This window comes from Kitasatospora sp. NPDC058190, from assembly GCF_042883685.1.
Taxonomy (GTDB): Bacteria; Actinomycetota; Actinomycetes; order Streptomycetales; family Streptomycetaceae; genus Kitasatospora.
Map to the genome: position 1 here is coordinate 1 of NZ_JBHVVI010000183.1, position 13,174 is coordinate 13,174.

Sequence of the window (13,174 nt, forward strand, 5' to 3'; positions counted from 1 at the left end):
CGTTCGGGCGGGCGGGTGGGTTGGGGGGCTGCGTCCGCCCGCGGCCGATCGCGTTCAGCGGCCCGGCCGGCGCGCCCGGGCGGGTGGCGAGGTACCGGGCCGCGCGCCGGGCGCTCCAGCCGTGGGACTGCGCCAGGCCCGCGCCCAGGGTGCGCAGGTAGGCCGCCGAGGGGGCGGCGGGTTCGGCGCCGGCCAGTCCGGTGGGGGAGGTGAAGGTGAGCAGCGGGTGCCCGTCCAGCTCGCCCGGGCACAGCAGCGTCTCGTAACGGCCCGGACCCAGTTCGTCACGCCCGGTGGCCAGGATGCGGGTGAGGTCGAGGGCGAGGTCGGCGCCAAAGGAGCGGTACATCTCCTGCGCGGCGACGTCGCTGAACTGGCCCGCCGTCACCAGATAGGCGCGACACGGCAGGTCACCGGGAAGGGCCGGGTCGTAGAAGGCCATCGCGCCGCCCCAGGTCAGTGACCGCCCGGCGAAGTACAGGCCGCCCGGCAGCGTCAGCGCCGCCCGCCGGCGCGGCGGGCGCCGGTCGCGACAGCCCGGGTAACCGCGCGCCCCGCCCTGCGGCCGCCCGCCGTACAGGTAGCAGCCGAAGCGGGCGGCGTGCAGGTTGGAGCCGTAGGCGGTGTACCAGACGAGTGGATCCTCGCCGCTGCGGCCGGAACCGCGCCCTGCGGTCCACACCGTATTCACAGGAAACGTCCCCATGGAAAACGTCGGCGACAGACTCTCACACAAACGTGCGAATGGGGTGAACGGGCCGATGATTCGACCAGCACCTCCCGATTCGGTAGCCACCCCCTCACTACCGGTACCGTTCCGGACGCCATGGCGTTCATCACCCTTCCCTCTCCCGTCACACCCCTCCGGTTTTCGCCGACTAGGCTTCACCAGCGAAATTGCCCGAAAACCACCCAAACGACATTCGAATCGCATCGCTGCCGCCACACCAGGCATCGATCATGAGATTTTCCTTTGACCACACCTTCGCTGCATCCGGCGGACTCCCAGCGGAGTCATGGTGAGTGGGCGCATCCCGTCAGGTGACACCATGTGACGTTGACATCGCACCAAGTGCACGACACATACGCGCCCCCAAGGAAAACGGAGCCGAGGAACCCATCCCCATGGACGCACGCCACGACACGGCCGGCCCAGGCACGCTGCACCGCCCCCACCCGGGGCAGGCGGCCAGCTGGCCGGTGGCCCAGCCCGCGCACCCGCGCACCCTGCTCGACGTCATCGCCGCGACCGCCGACGCCCACCCGCACGCGCCCGCACTCGACACCGGCGACGCCGTTCTCGACTACCGCACCCTGATGCAGGAGGTCGACACCCTCGCCGGCCTGCTGGCCGGCCACGGCATCGGCTGCGGCGACCGGGTGGGCGTGCGCATCCCCTCCGGCACCGCCGACCTCTACGTCGCCATCCTCGCGGTGCTGCGCTGCGGCGCCGCCTACGTGCCGGTGGACGCCGACGACCCCGACGAGCGCGCCGAGATGATCTGGCAGGACGCCCAGGTCTGCGCGATCCTCGGCGCCGAGCGCAGACTCTTCGCCGGACCCGCCGCCCGCCCCTCGGGCCGCCCCGCCTGGCCCTCGCCGGCCGACGACGCCTGGATCATCTTCACCTCCGGCACCACCGGCCGCCCCAAGGGCGTCGCCGTCACCCACCGCAGCGCCGCCGCCTTCGTCGACGCCGAAGCCCGCATCTTCCTGCCGCAGCACCCGCTCGGCCCCGGCGACCGCGTCCTCGCGGGCCTGTCCGTGGCCTTCGACGCCTCCTGCGAAGAGATGTGGCTGGCCTGGCGCCACGGCGCCTGCCTGGTCCCGGCCCCCCGCTCCCTGGTCAAGGCCGGCACCGACCTCGGCCCCTGGCTCGTGAGCCGCCGCATCACCGCCATCTCCACCGTCCCCACCCTGCTCGCCCTGTGGCCCCAGGAGTGCCTCGACCAGGTCCGCCTGATCATCGTCGGCGGCGAGGCCTGCCCCGCCGAACTCGTCGAGCGCCTGGCCGTGCCCGGCCGCGAGTTCTGGAACACCTACGGCCCCACCGAGACCACCGTCGTCGCCACCGCCGCCCGGATGCTCCCCGGCCAGCCCGTACGCATCGGCGCCCCGCTGGACGGCTGGGAGATCGCCGTCGTCGACCAGGCCGGCAACCCCGTGCCCTGGTACGAGAACGGCGAACTGCTGATCAGCGGCATCGGCACCGCCCGCTACCTCGACCCCGCCAAGGACGCCGAGAAGTTCAGCCCCCACCCCGCGATCGCCTCCCCCCGCGTCTACCGCAGCGGCGACCTGGTACGCAACGACCCCGAAGGCCTGATCTTCCTCGGCCGCGCCGACGACCAGATCAAACTCGGCGGCCGCCGCATCGAACTCGGCGAGATCGACGCCGCCCTCCAGGCCCTGCCCGGCATCCGCGCCGCGGCCGCCGCCGTCCGCAAGACCCCGGCCGGCGCCGACCTGCTGGTCGGCTACCTCGTCGCCCAACCCGGCACCGACCCCGACCTCCCCGCCGCCCGCCAACACCTGCTGGAGCGCCTGCCCGCCCCGCTGGTCCCCGTCCTCGCCCTCGTCGACTCCCTGCCCACCCGCACCTCCGGCAAGGTCGACCGCAACGCCCTGCCCTGGCCACTGGCCACCACCGGCACCGCCGCAGCCGCCGCCGAGACCCTCGACGGCACCGCCGGCTGGCTCGCCGGCCACTGGGAGCGCCTGCTCGGCATGGCCCCGGGCAGAGGCGACGACTTCTTCGCCCTCGGCGGCTCCAGCCTCACCGCCGCCCGCCTGGTCTCCGAACTGCGCACCCGCCACAGCGGCGTCTCCGTCGCCGACCTGTACGCCCACCCGGTACTCGACGACCTCGCCGGCTACCTCGACTCCCTCACCCCGGCCCAGCCGGCGGCCGCGGCCGGGCCGGAAGCCGCCGCGACCACCGCACCCACGCGGCCGGTACGCCCCACCCCGCGCAGCGCGGGCCTGTGGCAGACCCTCATCCTGCTCGGCCTGTTCGCCATCGCCGGCCTGCGCTGGGTCATCGTCCTGATCGCCGTCGACAACCTCCTCGGCAGCCACCTCCCCTGGGCCCCGCACAGCTCCTGGTGGCCCGTCGTCGCCGGCCTGCTCGTCTTCTACAGCGCCCCCGGCCGCACCCTGATCGCCGCCGCCGGCGCCCGCCTCATCACCGCCGGCATCCGCCCCGGCAGCCACCCCCGCGGCGGCCACGTCCACCTGAGACTGTGGACCGCCGAACGCTTCACCGCCATGTTCGGCACCGCCCGCCTCAGCGGCACCCCCTGGGCCCCGCGCTACGCCCGGATGCTCGGCTGCCGCGTCGGCAAGGACGTCCAACTGCACACCGCGCCCCCGGTCACCGGCCTGGCCCGGATCGGCAACGGCGCCTCGGTCGAACCCGAGGTCGACATCGCCGGCTGGTGGCTCGACGGCGACACCCTCCAACTCGGCCGCATCGACATCGGCGAGCACTCCAGCATCGGCCACCGCGCCACCCTGATGCCCGGCGCCCGCATCGGCCACGGCGCCGAGATCGCCCCCGGCTCCTGCGTCACCGGCACCGTCCCGCCCGGCGAGCACTGGAACGGCTCCCCGGCCCGCCCCTCCACCGAGGCCCGCACCCAGTGGCCGACGACGCCGGCCCGCCCCGCCCGGACCTGGAACCTCGCCTACGGCGCCGGCTTCGCCCTCTTCGGACTCCTCCCCGTCATCGCCGCGCTGCCCGCGCTGCTGATCATCTACCCGATGGTCGACCACGACCGCTCCCTGGTCCAGGCCATGCTCCAGCTGCTGCCGATGACCGCCCCGCTCGCGGTGCTGACCGTCCTGTGCCACGCCGTGCTGATAGCCCTACTGATCCGCCTCCTCTCCCTGCCACTGCGCCCGGGCTTCCACCCGGCCACCGGCCGCGTCGCCTTCTGCGCCTGGGCCGTCTCCGGCCTCAGCGACACCGCCCGGCGCACCCTGTTCCCCTTCTACGCCAGCCTCTTCACCCCGGTGTGGCTGCGCCTGCTCGGCGCGAGGATCGGGCGCCGGGTCGAGGCCTCCACGGTGCTCTCGCTGCCCGGCCTGATGCAGGTCGACGACGGCGCCTTCCTCGCCGACGACACCCTCGTCGCCCCCTACGAGCTGCGCGGCGGCTGGCTGCACCTGGGCCGCTCGCACGTCGGACGCCGCTCCTTCGTCGGCAACTCCGGCATCGTCGGCCCCGACCGCTCCCTGCCCGACAACTCCCTGGTCGGGGTGCTCTCCGACACCCCCGCCCACGCCCCCGAGGGCTCCTCGTGGCTGGGCCGGCCCGCCTTCGCACTGCCGCGCGTGGCCGACACCGGCACCGAGGGCCGCACCTACAACCCGCCCAAGCACCTGATGTGGGCGCGCGCCGGCGTCGAGGTCTGCCGGCTCCTCCCGGTCATCGTCGCGGTCGTGCTGGCCGACCTGGTGTTCGCGGCCCTGCAGTCGATACGGGACGACTACGGGCTGGGCGTGGCCTTCGGCTCCGCCGGGCTGGTGCTGATCGCCGCCGCCGTCGCCGCCTGCGCGATCGCCACCGCCGCCAAGTGGCTGCTGGTCGGGCGCTTCCGCGTCGCCGAGCACCCGCTGTGGTCCTCCTTCGTGTGGCGCAACGAGCTCTACGACACCTTCGTCGAGGAACTCGCCATGCCCTTCGGCGGCGGCGCCATCACCGGCACCCCGTACCTGAACGTCTGGCTGCGCAGCCTCGGCGCCAAGATCGGGCGCGGCGTGTGGTGCGAGACCCACTGGCTGCCCGAGAGCGACCTGGTCACCGTCGAGGCGGGTGCCAGCGTCAACCGCGGCACCGTGCTGCAGACCCACCTGTTCCACGACCGGGTGATGCGCCTGGGCCCCGTCCACCTGGGCACCGGCTCCACCACCGGGCCGCACTCGATCGTCCTGCTCAACTCCGCGCTGGGCGACAACACCACGGTCGGACCCGCCTCGCTGGTCATGCGCGGCGAGAACGTCCCCGGCGACACCCGCTGGCTCGGCAACCCCGTCGCCGCGTGGAACGCCGACCCCACCCCGCCGGCCGGGCGCCGCGCCGCCCGCGGGCGCAGGCGCACCGCGGCGGTGTGATCACGCTCACTTCCGCCGGGCGATGAGCTATCGGTGCGGTCACGGTCCTAACCCGTGACCGCACCGATTTTGCTTTGCCCGCACTTGGGAGGACACCGGACATGACCACGGCAACTGTGAAGGCCACCGCCGCGAAGACCGCCGCGAAGACCGCCGCCGTGAAGGGCCCGGCCGCCTACTTCCCCTCGATCGAGAAGAAGTACGGCCGGCCCGTCGAGGAGTGGAAGGAGCTCATCCGCACCTCCCCGCTCACCCGGCACATGGAGCTCGTGGCCTGGCTCAAGGCCGAGCACGGCCTCGGCCACGGCCACGCCAACGCCCTGGTCGCCCACACCCTCGCCGAGCGGGCCTGAGCGCCCCGCGCGGGGGAGTGCGCCGATGCCCCGGGCCCGGACGGTGGTCCGGACCCGGGGCATCGGGCTGCGGGAGGCCTGCGGGAGGCGTGCGGGCTCAGGGGCGCGGGAGCGCCGGCGGGGGGTCGATCGCCTCGATGGCCTTGACCAGCGGGGCCAGCTCGGGGTTCCTGGCGGCCTCGTCGAGGGCCTCGCGCAGGGCGGCGTCGTTGGTCGGGCGGGCCCGCTCCAGGAGCTTCAGACCGTCCTCGGTGACGTTGGTGTAGATGCCGCGCCGGTCCGTCGGGCACAGGTAGCGGGAGAGCAGGCCGCGGTCCTCCAGCCGGGTGACCAGGCGGGTGGTGGCGCTCTGGCTGAGCACGACCGCGTCGGCGACCTGCTTCATCTGCAGGTGCCCGCCCTCGTCGTCGTGCTGGCGGCTGAGCACGTCGAGCAGCGAGTACTCCCGCACGCTCAGGTCGTGCTCGGACTGCAGGGCGCGCTCGATGTGCGCCTCGATCCGGCCGTACAGGAGGTAGAGGGCGGCCCATCCGTTGGCGAGGGCGGTCAGCGCGGGGTCCGTGGCGGTCATGGGCCCGGTCTCCTTTCCAGGTGCTGCACGCCCCAGGATAAGCCATGCGATGAAATATCGGCTAGGGCATACATAAGGCTTATGCAAGCATCTGTCGCCCCCGGCGGCCCCGGTCCGCGGATCCGGGTGGCGACCCGAAGGGGGTGCGCCGAGCGCGGGCAGTCACCCGTTCGGAGTAGTGGCGGGGTCCGGGGTCGGTCGATCGGGGCCCGGCCCCGTTTTCGCGCGCCCGGGGCCCGCTTCCCGGCCTGCCTCCAGGGTTATCGGCGAAGGCGGATTGCCCGCACTTGCACTTATGGCGCGTCTGCAACTATTGTCGGGAGGCGTAAGGCGCACTAGCAATCGCATGGAGGTCGCGCCAATGCCCCTCGCACTCCTCGCCCTGGCCATCGGGGCCTTCGGGATCGGGACCACCGAGTTCGTGATCATGGGCCTGCTGCCCGAGATCGCCGGCGACTACGGCGTCTCGATCCCCACCGCCGGACTCCTCGTCACCGGCTACGCGATCGGCGTCGTCATCGGCGCCCCGCTGATGACGGCGCTCGGCACCAGGATCAGCCGCAAGACGATGCTGATGCTGCTGATGGGCCTGTTCACCGTCGGCAACCTGGTCTCCGCGACGGCACCGGGCTTCGGCCTCATGCTCGCCGGACGCATCGTCGCCTCGCTCGCCCACGGCGCGTTCTTCGGCATCGGCTCCGTCGTCGCCGCCGAACTCGTCGCCCCGCAGAAGAAGGCCGGCGCCATCGCCACCATGTTCACCGGACTGACCGTCGCCAACATCGTCGGCGTCCCGCTCGGCACCTTCATCGGCCAGACCGTCGGCTGGCGCACCACCTTCGCCGCCGTCGCCGTCCTCGGCGTGGTCGGCCTGCTCGGCATCGCCAAGCTCGTGCCCGCCATGCCGCGCGCCGAGGGCGCCCACCTGCGCCGCGAACTCACCGCCTTCCGCAACCCGCAGGTCCTGCTCGCCATGGCGATGACCGTGCTCGGCTTCGGCGGAGTGTTCGCCGCGATCACCTACATCGCGCCGATGATGACCCACGTCGCCGGCTACTCCGACGGCGCGGTCACCTGGCTGCTGGTGCTGTTCGGCGTCGGGATGTTCCTCGGCAACCTGCTCGGCGGCAGGTTCGCCGACCGCAAGCTGATGCCGATGCTCTACGCCACCCTCGGCGGACTCGCCGTCGTGCTCGGGCTGTTCACCCTGACCGCGCACGACAAGATCGCCGCCGCCGTCACGATCACGCTGGTCGGCGCGCTCGGCTTCGCCACCGTCCCGCCGCTGCAAAAGCGCGTCCTCGACCAGGCCCACGGCGCCCCCACCCTGGCCTCGGCCGTCAACATCGGCGCCTTCAACCTCGGCAACGCCCTGGCGGCCTGGCTCGGCGGGAGCGTCATCACCGCCGGCCTCGGCTACACCGCCCCGAACTGGGTCGGCGCCCTGCTCGCCGCCGCCGCCCTGGTCCTCGCCTTCTGGTCCGCCGCCCTGGAACGCCGCACCCCCGCGGCCACCGCCCCCGCCGCGGCAGCCGTCCCCGCCCACCACTGACCGCCTCTTCCCCTCCACCCCTTCAAGGAGAAGCGCCGCCATGAGCACCACCACCGCCGTCACCCCGCTCACCACCGCCGAAGCCGAGACCCTCATCGACGCCGCCCGCACCGCCGCCGAGGCGGCCCAGGTCGCGGTCAGCGTCACTGTCCTGGACGCCGGCGGGCACCTGCTGGCCTTCCGTCGCGACGACCGCGCCGTGCTGATCTCCGGCGAGACCAGCACCCGCAAGGCCTACACCGCGCTCCAGCTCGACGCCCCCACCGCCGACCTGGTCGACCTCGTCAAGCCCGACGGCCCGTTCCACACCCTGCCCACCGCCCTGGACCGCCCGCTGCTGTTCATCGCCGGCGGCGTCCCCCTCCACCGCGACGGCCGTCTGATCGGGGCGCTGGGCATCGGCGGCGGCGCCCCCGAGCAGGACCACTCCTTCGCCACCGCCGCCCTCACGGGACTCGCCTGAACTCCCGTCACCACCGCGCCGACTGAAGGAACCAGCACCATGACCGCCCCCACCGTCCCCACCGTCAAGCTCAACAACGGCGTCGAGATCCCCCAGCTCGGCTTCGGCGTCTTCCAGGTCCCCGACGACCAGACCACCGCCGCCGTCACCTCCGCCCTCGAGGCCGGCTACCGCAGCATCGACACCGCCGCCGTCTACGGCAACGAGAGCGGCGTCGGCCGGGCGCTCGCCGCCTCCGGCCTCGGCCGTGACGACCTGTTCGTTACCACCAAGCTGTGGAACGCCGACCAGGGCTACGACGCCACCCTGCGCGCCTTCGACGCCAGCCTCGCCAAGCTCGGCCTCGACCACATCGACCTCTACCTCATCCACTGGCCCACCCCGGCCCGCGACCTCTACCCCGACTCCTGGCGGGCCCTCGAACGCCTCGCCGCCGAGGGCCGCATCCGCGCCGCCGGCGTCTCCAACTTCCAGCCCGCCCACCTCGAGCGCCTGCTGGACACCAGCGAACTCGTCCCCGCCGTCAACCAGATCGAGCTGCACCCCGGCCTCCAGCAGGCCGAGCCGCGCGCCTTCCACGCCCGGCACGGCATCGCCACCGAGGCCTGGAGCCCGCTCGCCCAGGGCGCCGTCCTGGACGATCCGGCCATCACCGCGATCGCGGAGCGCACCGGCAAGTCGGCCGCGCAGGTGGTGCTGCGCTGGCACCTGCAGCTGGGCAACATCGTCATCCCCAAGTCCGTCACCCCGGCCCGCATCCGGCAGAACCTGGACGTCCTCGACTTCCAGCTCACCGACGCCGACATGACCGCGATCGCCGCCACCGACCGGGACCTGCGCACCGGCCCGCACCCCGACCAGTTCAACTGACACCCACCGTCAACTCCCCGCCGCCTGCGAGGCACCCCTCAGCAAGAACGACCCGGCACCGCGCCGGACCAAGGAAAGATCTGTCATGTCCCTCACCGGAATCCTCCCCGGCAAGCTCGGTTTCGGCACCGCCCCGCTCGGCAACATGTTCCGCGCGATCCCCGAGGCCGAGGCCCTCGCCACCGTCGAAGCCGCCTGGGAGCAGGGCGTGCGCCTCTACGACACCGCCCCCTTCTACGGGGCCGGCCTGGCCGAGGAACGCCTGGGCCGGGTGCTGGCCGCCAAGCCCCGCGACTCCTACGTCCTGTCCACCAAGGTCGGCCGGGTCATCCTCGACGAACACGAGAGCGCCGCCCGCGAACTCGGCGAGAAGGGCGGCCTGTTCGAGCACGGCAACCCGAACAGGATGCTCCACGTGTGGACCGCCGAGGCCACCGAGCGCTCCATCGAGGACAGCCTCAAGCGCCTGGGCGTCGACCGCCTCGACATCGTCTGGGTCCACGACATCGCCCAGGACTTCCACGGCGACCGGTGGCTGAACAAGTTCGAGGAGGCCCGCACCGGCGCCTTCCGGGTGCTGTCCCGACTGCGCGACGAAGGCGTCATCAAGGCCTGGGGCCTGGGCGTCAACCGCACCGAGCCGATCGAGCTGACCCTCGCCCTGGACGAGCCCCGCCCCGACGGCTTCCTGCTCGCCGGCCGCTACACCCTCCTGGACCACGAGCACGCCCTGCAGCGCCTGCTGCCCATGGCCCAGGAACGAGGCGTCGACATGGTCGTCGGCGGCCCCTACAGCTCCGGCGTCCTGGCCGGCGGCACCCACTTCGAGTACCAGCAGGCCCCGGCGCACATCGTCGAGAAGGTCGGCAGGCTCAAGGCCCTCACCGCGCAGCACGGCGTCTCCGTCAAGGCCGCCGCCCTGCAGTTCGCCCTCGCCCACCCCGCCACCGCCGCCGTCATCCCCGGCGCCACCCGGCCCAGCCGCATCGCCGAGGACACCGCCGCCCTCGACGAGACCGTCCCGGCCGCGTTCTGGCAGGACCTGCGCGCCGCCGGCCTGGTCAGCCCGGCCGCCCCGCTCCCGTACGGCGCCTGACCCCCACCCCCGCTTCACCTTTCAGGAGGAACACCATGGCATCGACCTCGGTCAGCCGCGTCCTGCCCGCCTCCCCGCAGCGGGTCTGGGACCTCATCGGCGGCTTCGACGCCCTTCCCGACTGGCTCCCCTACATCCCCGAGAGCACCGCGCTCGAAGGCGGCCGGGTCCGCCGGCTGACCAACCCGCAGGGCGAGGTGATCGTCGAGCGCCTCGTCGACTTCAACGAGGCGGAGCGCCACTACACCTACGCCATCCTCAAGGCGCCGTTCCCGGTCACCGGGTACGTCTCCACCCTGCGGGTCCACGCCGTCCCCGGCCGCGACGACCTCGCCGAGGTGCAGTGGTCCGGCCGCTTCGCCCCCGACGGGGTGAGCGACGACGAGGCGGTCGAGCTCTTCGCGGGCATCTACCGCGACGGCCTCGACGCCCTGCACACCACCCTGGCGGGCTGAACCCCCGCCTGCCCGACCGCCGGCGCCCGGGCCCCCGCCCGGGCACCGGCGGTTCGCGTCCCGCCCGGTCCGCGCGTCCCGACCGCGTTCCCGGCCGCTTCGCCCTCGGGCCTCAGCCCGGGGGCGAAGCGGATCCGAACCCTGCTCCGGTGGGAATCCCCGCTTCCCGGGCCGGGCAGCGGAAGTCGACGCGCAGGCGCGCGCACCCGCGGACGCCTCGTCCCCGGCCCGTGGTGAGCGGGGCGGGAGTGACCGGGGCCCGGGGCCGCCAACGGCACGATCGGGAAGAAGGCGGCCCCGGCCCCGGCACGTTTCCGTACGGGCGGGGCATCGACCGCGACGTGCCCGTACGGCTGCGGTCGGCACCCATTGGACGACTTCAACAGCACTTGAAGTCAAGCCCGGGCCCCGCAAACGCCCCCGCGCGGCGGGCGGCCACCGCGGCGGGGTAGCCTCGCTCACGGCGGGGCCGGACGGGTCGAGCGGACAGGGCGGGCGGATGACAGGGCAGCAGCGCGGCTACTGGCGGGAGTCGGACGGCTCGGCCGTCGCCGTCAGCCAGGCGCACATCGTGTGGACCAGGGCGGCCTACCCGGCCCTGGTGGACGTGGCGAGCCGCTACCACGCGGTGATCACCTACGCCGAGCTGGCCGAGGCGGTGCAGCAGGCCTCCGGGGTGCGCACCAGCGTCAACCAGCGGCACTGGATCGGCAAGGTGCTGGCCCTGGTGGTGCGCGAGGCGCACCGCCGCGGCGACCCGCCGCTGACGGCGCTGGTGGTGCACGCCGCCGACGGCATGGTCGGGACCGGCTACCAGGACGTGCTGGCGGTGGCCGGGCAGCCGCCGATCCTCGACGAGATGGACCGCGAGCAGCACGCGGCCGCCGCCCGCCTGGCCTGCTACCGGCACTTCGGCGCCGACCTGCCCGCCGACGGCGGCATCCCGGCGCTCGCCCCGCGGCTGAAGACCACGGTGACCCGCAAGGCCGCCGCCGCCACCGCCGCCGCCACCACCACCCCGCCGCGGCCGCCGGCGATCTGCCCGAACTGCTTCCTCGAACTGCCGGCGACCCGGGTGTGCGACTCCTGCGGCGAGAAGGCCCCGTAACCCGCCGGCCCCGCTGCGCCGCCCGCCGTCAGACGGCGGCCGGCAGGCGGCCGGGCATCCGCCAGCCCTCGGCGAGGCGGGAGGGGGACAGGCGGCGGCCGTCGCCGAAGAACTCGCAGAACTTCATGATCAGCGGGTCCCAGCCGAGCGGGTCCACGTAGTGGTCGGTGCCCGGCACGATCAGGCGCTCGTCCACGTGGGCGCGCACCACGGTGACCTCGAAGGCGGTGCACCCCTCGTTGCCCGCCAGCGGTGCGGCGGCCTCCAGACGGCACTCCAGCTGCACCGGGCACTCGGCGGCGCGTGGCGCCCGCACCAGTTCGCCGTCCAGCTCGGTCATCCCGGCCGCGGCGAACTTGCGCCGCTCGTGGCGGTAGCCCTGCTCGCGCCTGTACGCGGGGATGTGCGGGTTGGCGGTCAGCAGCGCGAGGGCGTCGACGGCGTCGACCTGCGCCGAGGACGGCAGGTTGAGCACGCACTCGCCCTCGCGGCGCAGGTTGACGGCGGTCTGGGCGTTGTTGCCCAGGCCCAGCACGCAGGACTGGCCCAGCCACCAGGCCGAGGACATCGGCGCCAGGTTGGCGCTGCCGTCCTCGTTGCGCGAGCCGATCAGCACCACCGGGGTGCCGAAGTAGAGGACCTTGAGATCGGTGACCTTGTGCACGGGAATCCGGCCGTCCTTGCGTCGATTGATCGTTGTCGGTCACCGACTCTGCCGCCGCCCGGGCGCGGCCGCTGGCGGGGATCGGACGTCCAGTCCGGCATCACGTGACCGGAATCACGCGGCAGGGGTGAAACCCCGTCACCCGGTTCGTCGATCTGATCACCGGAGCGATGAGTTCCACAAGCACGGAGAGCACGTACGGGGGACAGCGCCATGGGTGATGACGGAGCGGGAGACGAACCTGTCGGGCCGGTCGGCGTGAGCGGAGCCCGCTCCCGGGCGGGGGCGGCGGATGGGTGAGTCCACGGCGGCGAAGGCCGTCCGCAAGCTCACCGGCATGTGGTGGCCGGACGCCGATCCGGACAAGCTGCGCAAGGTCGCGGACGCGTGGGAGGCGATGGCCACCGCCATCGACAACGTCACGGTCCCGACCAGCCAGGCCGCGGCGGCGATCGTCGCGAACAACCACGGTCCGGCCATCGACGCCTTCGGGAAGTTCTGGGGCCAGTACTACGGCGGCAAGGACAGCGCGGGCAAGGGCAAGGGCTGGCTGCCCGATGCCGCCGAGGCCTGTCGCAGCCTGGCCAAGGCGCTGCGGGACTTCGCCACCGAGGTCGACAAGGCGATCAAGAAGCTCGAGGAGGAAGCCGCGATCGTCGGCGCCACCCTGGTGGCCGGCACCGCCCTCGCCTTCTTCACCGCCGGCATCTCCGAGGGTGTTGCCGCGGGCGCCGCCGCGGGCATCGTCGCCACCGCCGCGGGCCTGGGCGTCGCCGTCTCCGAGACCATCGCCACCATCGCCGCCACCGTGCTGGTCGGCGCCGCGTTCGGCGCCGTCGAGGCCATCACCGTCGACCTCGCCGTCGCCCAGCCCATCCGCGTCGAACTCTTCGACGACGGCGGCTACAGCTTCAACGAGGCCGTCGA

The 13,174-nt window shown here is 73.4% G+C and carries 11 protein-coding genes and 1 pseudogene; 9 read left to right on the forward strand and 3 right to left on the reverse strand.

Going from position 1 to position 13,174, the window contains the following annotated elements; all coding sequences use genetic code 11:
- Window positions 1–691 (reverse strand): hypothetical protein (locus ACFVWU_RS42035; RefSeq protein ID WP_387631372.1); only part of this gene is annotated, 691 nt, incomplete at its 3' end.
- Between the two features lie 434 nt (window positions 692–1,125).
- On the opposite strand from ACFVWU_RS42035, the gene ACFVWU_RS42040 reads away from it, so the two are divergent.
- Both ACFVWU_RS42040 and ACFVWU_RS42045 read left to right on the forward strand, forming a co-directional pair.
- A complete protein-coding gene (locus ACFVWU_RS42040; RefSeq protein WP_387631374.1) occupies window positions 1,126–5,115 on the forward strand; it encodes a Pls/PosA family non-ribosomal peptide synthetase in 3,990 nt (1,329 codons plus the stop codon).
- Between the two features lie 101 nt (window positions 5,116–5,216).
- Window positions 5,217–5,468, forward strand: a complete 252-nt coding sequence (locus tag ACFVWU_RS42045; protein WP_387631376.1) for a DUF4287 domain-containing protein — start codon at window positions 5,217–5,219, stop codon at window positions 5,466–5,468.
- 97 nt (window positions 5,469–5,565) lie between these two features.
- Here ACFVWU_RS42045 and ACFVWU_RS42050 read toward each other — a convergent pair whose 3' ends face one another.
- Entirely contained in the window at window positions 5,566–6,039 is a 474-nt protein-coding gene (locus ACFVWU_RS42050; RefSeq protein WP_387631379.1) for a MarR family winged helix-turn-helix transcriptional regulator, read from the reverse strand.
- A gap of 361 nt (window positions 6,040–6,400) precedes the next feature.
- Here ACFVWU_RS42050 and ACFVWU_RS42055 point away from each other — a divergent pair, with 361 nt between their 5' ends.
- The 6 genes from ACFVWU_RS42055 to ACFVWU_RS42080 all read left to right on the forward strand — a co-directional run bounded on the left by ACFVWU_RS42055 (window position 6,401) and on the right by ACFVWU_RS42080 (window position 11,583).
- Window positions 6,401–7,591, forward strand: coding sequence for an MFS transporter (locus tag ACFVWU_RS42055; RefSeq protein ID WP_387631380.1), 1,191 nt, complete (start codon window positions 6,401–6,403; stop codon window positions 7,589–7,591).
- A gap of 40 nt (window positions 7,592–7,631) precedes the next feature.
- The gene (locus ACFVWU_RS42060) at window positions 7,632–8,054 is read left to right on the forward strand and encodes a heme-binding protein (RefSeq protein WP_387631382.1); all 423 of its coding nucleotides are present in this window, start codon (window positions 7,632–7,634) and stop codon (window positions 8,052–8,054) included.
- 39 nt (window positions 8,055–8,093) lie between these two features.
- Window positions 8,094–8,924, forward strand: a complete 831-nt coding sequence (locus ACFVWU_RS42065) for an aldo/keto reductase (RefSeq protein ID WP_387631384.1) — start codon at window positions 8,094–8,096, stop codon at window positions 8,922–8,924.
- 85 nt (window positions 8,925–9,009) lie between these two features.
- Window positions 9,010–10,020, forward strand: coding sequence for an aldo/keto reductase (locus ACFVWU_RS42070; protein WP_387631385.1), 1,011 nt, complete (start codon window positions 9,010–9,012; stop codon window positions 10,018–10,020).
- A 35-nt stretch (window positions 10,021–10,055) separates the two neighbouring features.
- The gene (locus tag ACFVWU_RS42075) at window positions 10,056–10,475 is read left to right on the forward strand and encodes an SRPBCC family protein (protein WP_387631388.1); all 420 of its coding nucleotides are present in this window, start codon (window positions 10,056–10,058) and stop codon (window positions 10,473–10,475) included.
- A 499-nt stretch (window positions 10,476–10,974) separates the two neighbouring features.
- Window positions 10,975–11,583, forward strand: coding sequence for a hypothetical protein (locus ACFVWU_RS42080; RefSeq protein ID WP_387631391.1), 609 nt, complete (start codon window positions 10,975–10,977; stop codon window positions 11,581–11,583).
- Window positions 11,584–11,611: 28 nt separating this feature from the next.
- On the opposite strand, the gene ACFVWU_RS42085 is transcribed toward ACFVWU_RS42080, so the two are convergent.
- Entirely contained in the window at window positions 11,612–12,247 is a 636-nt protein-coding gene (locus ACFVWU_RS42085) for a flavin reductase family protein (RefSeq protein WP_387631392.1), read from the reverse strand.
- 292 nt (window positions 12,248–12,539) lie between these two features.
- Between ACFVWU_RS42085 and ACFVWU_RS42090 the strand changes: the two are divergent.
- Window positions 12,540–13,174, forward strand: a pseudogene (locus tag ACFVWU_RS42090) (RHS repeat protein); the annotation flags it as partial.

Bases quoted from the DNA above. Each gene is read 5' to 3' on its own strand.
- ACFVWU_RS42040 (WP_387631374.1), top strand. From the start codon at position 1,126: ATGGACGCACGCCACGACACGGCCGGCCCAGGCACGCTGCACCGCCCC.
- ACFVWU_RS42045 (WP_387631376.1), top strand. From the start codon at position 5,217: ATGACCACGGCAACTGTGAAGGCCACCGCCGCGAAGACCGCCGCGAAG.
- ACFVWU_RS42050 (WP_387631379.1), bottom strand. From the start codon at position 6,039: ATGACCGCCACGGACCCCGCGCTGACCGCCCTCGCCAACGGATGGGCC.
- ACFVWU_RS42055 (WP_387631380.1), top strand. From the start codon at position 6,401: ATGCCCCTCGCACTCCTCGCCCTGGCCATCGGGGCCTTCGGGATCGGG.
- ACFVWU_RS42060 (WP_387631382.1), top strand. From the start codon at position 7,632: ATGAGCACCACCACCGCCGTCACCCCGCTCACCACCGCCGAAGCCGAG.
- ACFVWU_RS42065 (WP_387631384.1), top strand. From the start codon at position 8,094: ATGACCGCCCCCACCGTCCCCACCGTCAAGCTCAACAACGGCGTCGAG.
- ACFVWU_RS42070 (WP_387631385.1), top strand. From the start codon at position 9,010: ATGTCCCTCACCGGAATCCTCCCCGGCAAGCTCGGTTTCGGCACCGCC.
- ACFVWU_RS42075 (WP_387631388.1), top strand. From the start codon at position 10,056: ATGGCATCGACCTCGGTCAGCCGCGTCCTGCCCGCCTCCCCGCAGCGG.
- ACFVWU_RS42080 (WP_387631391.1), top strand. From the start codon at position 10,975: ATGACAGGGCAGCAGCGCGGCTACTGGCGGGAGTCGGACGGCTCGGCC.